This window comes from Photorhabdus viridis (assembly GCF_040256935.1).
Classification (GTDB): domain Bacteria; phylum Pseudomonadota; class Gammaproteobacteria; order Enterobacterales; family Enterobacteriaceae; genus Photorhabdus; species Photorhabdus viridis.
In genome coordinates this window covers 1-1,902 of record NZ_JBEJZY010000129.1, presented here as the reverse complement: position 1 = coordinate 1,902, position 1,902 = coordinate 1, and the positions used below count along the sequence as shown (strand labels likewise).

General features: G+C 44.9%; 2 protein-coding genes and 1 pseudogene. All 3 read left to right on the top strand.

Translation table 11 applies throughout. The features are described from left to right. The first annotated feature begins 232 nt into the window (after positions 1-232). Positions 233-1,027: an endonuclease toxin domain-containing protein gene (locus ABR397_RS22400; protein WP_350307642.1), complete on the top strand. Its 795-nt coding sequence runs from the start codon at positions 233-235 to the stop codon at positions 1,025-1,027. Beyond that, positions 1,027-1,530, top strand: a complete 504-nt coding sequence (locus ABR397_RS22395) for a contact-dependent growth inhibition system immunity protein (protein ID WP_350307643.1) — start codon at positions 1,027-1,029, stop codon at positions 1,528-1,530. Before ABR397_RS22400 ends, ABR397_RS22395 begins: the two co-directional genes overlap by 1 nt. Beyond that, positions 1,518-1,902: pseudogene (locus ABR397_RS22390) on the top strand (hypothetical protein); the annotation flags it as partial. The gene ABR397_RS22395 and the pseudogene ABR397_RS22390, both read left to right, overlap by 13 nt.

The window sequence follows — 1,902 nt, the reverse complement described above, 5'->3', positions numbered from 1 at the left end:
GACGGCTAAATTTATCGGGGCATTGTCGGGCGCTCTGATTAGCCATACACCCGAAGGTGCTTACAGTGCGGCGAACAGTGCAGAACTTGTCTATCGTAACAACATGACTGATCATATGTTGCATCAGTTATCAGTTGATAATTAAAAAGATATCCTGGCGGCAGAGAAAGGGGATAAATCGGCGGCAGAACGCGTTATTGCGCGACGTGATGCCGCGATAACCGTCACCGCAGTGGCAGCAGGCGGATATGCTCTGACTTATGGCGGTCAGATACTGATTGCGGGCTCGGCTGAAATGGCCACGGCAGGGCGTGTTGCGCTTGAAGGGTGTAAAACCAATCCGGCGCTGTGCCTGAATAACGTGGGCATTTTTGTTGCAGATGCCATTGCGCCAGAAGCGGCTGTTGGAACAGGCGTTTTAGCGACTGGAACGGTAAAAGTATTAGGCAACACCCAGGAAGGTGTGAAGAATCTGGCAGAAGAATTGAGTCATGTCTCAAAACCCCTGTTGAGCAATGCCAAATCTAATACCGATACCGTAACGGGTTTGATGGAAAAAGAAGCGTTGTATATAGAGCGCAACTCGGCAACAGCGACTGTCAGCGCCGCAGAAACCGGTATTCAATGGGGCAAGGGCAATATGAAGCAAGGTATGCCTTGGGAGGATTATGTGGGTACGCAACTCCCTGTAGGCTCCCGCTTACCGAAAAACTTTAAAACTTTTGATTATTATGATGCATCAACGAAGACGGCTATCAGTGCAAAAACAATGGATATTCAAACACTATCAAAATTGGCCAGACCAAAGCAGATATACGGTTCTATTAAAGGTAATATTGATGATGCTGTAAAATTTGAAACATATACACTTTCAAGAAGCACTATAGACTCCTCAATGATTGTTAACAGAGAAATACAACTGGCTGTTTCTGCCAATACAACTAAAACCCAGTGGATCGAAATCAATCGGGCAATAGAATATGGTAAAAGTAAGGGTGTAAAAGTTACAGTGACACAGGTGAAATAATAATGTTTAACAAAGATCAGGATTATTGGGCTGGTTGCTACAGCACGAAAGAGTTTTTGCTTATTGAAACTAAATCAGGGTTAGGTATGGTTGCGGCCGATCCAAATTTTCAGCCCCACTTGTTATCCCCAATTGCTGATGATAAAAGTATTGGTGAAAGCATTCTACGGGCTTTATCAGATAGTCGGACATTAACTTCTCTCGAAGAACGAGGTGTTTTTTTTGATCTTGAAAAAGGTAAAGAGCAATACGCTGCATGGATAGCCATGCTGATGGAAAAATATGGGTATAAAACCAAAAAGGTTTTATTCAAAGATATGAAACATTGTTCTATCCATTGTGTTAATGGCTTTATTACTATTTCACCTTCTCGCCATGAAAAACTGGAGGCATGGGGAGGTACAGGACGTGGTGGAAGTGATAAAGTCATTTTGTCTGTGGAGAATTCGATTGCTGAGATCGGTGCGGGGCTGAAGCTCGCGCTTAGTCGTTGTACCAGTTAAATCAAGATCCCAGCCATAAAAAAGCTGGGATTTTTTCCCTTTTTGGTCTATCGGCAAGTTGTTTTCTTTTCGGTGATGAGTTATCAGTTGATAATCAAAAAGATATCTTAGCGGCAGAGAAAGGGGATAAATCGGCGGCAGAACGTGTTATTGCGCGACGTGATGCCGCGATAACCGTGACCGCAGTGGCAGCAGGCGGATATGCTCTGGCTTATGGCGGTTATATACTGGTGGCCGGATCTGCTGAAATGGCAACAGCAGGGCGTATTGCGCTTGAAGGGTGTAAAACTAATCCGGCGTTGTGCCTGAATAACGTGGGCATTTTTGTTGCAGATGCCATTGCGCCGGAAGCGGCTGTTGGGACGGGTGTTT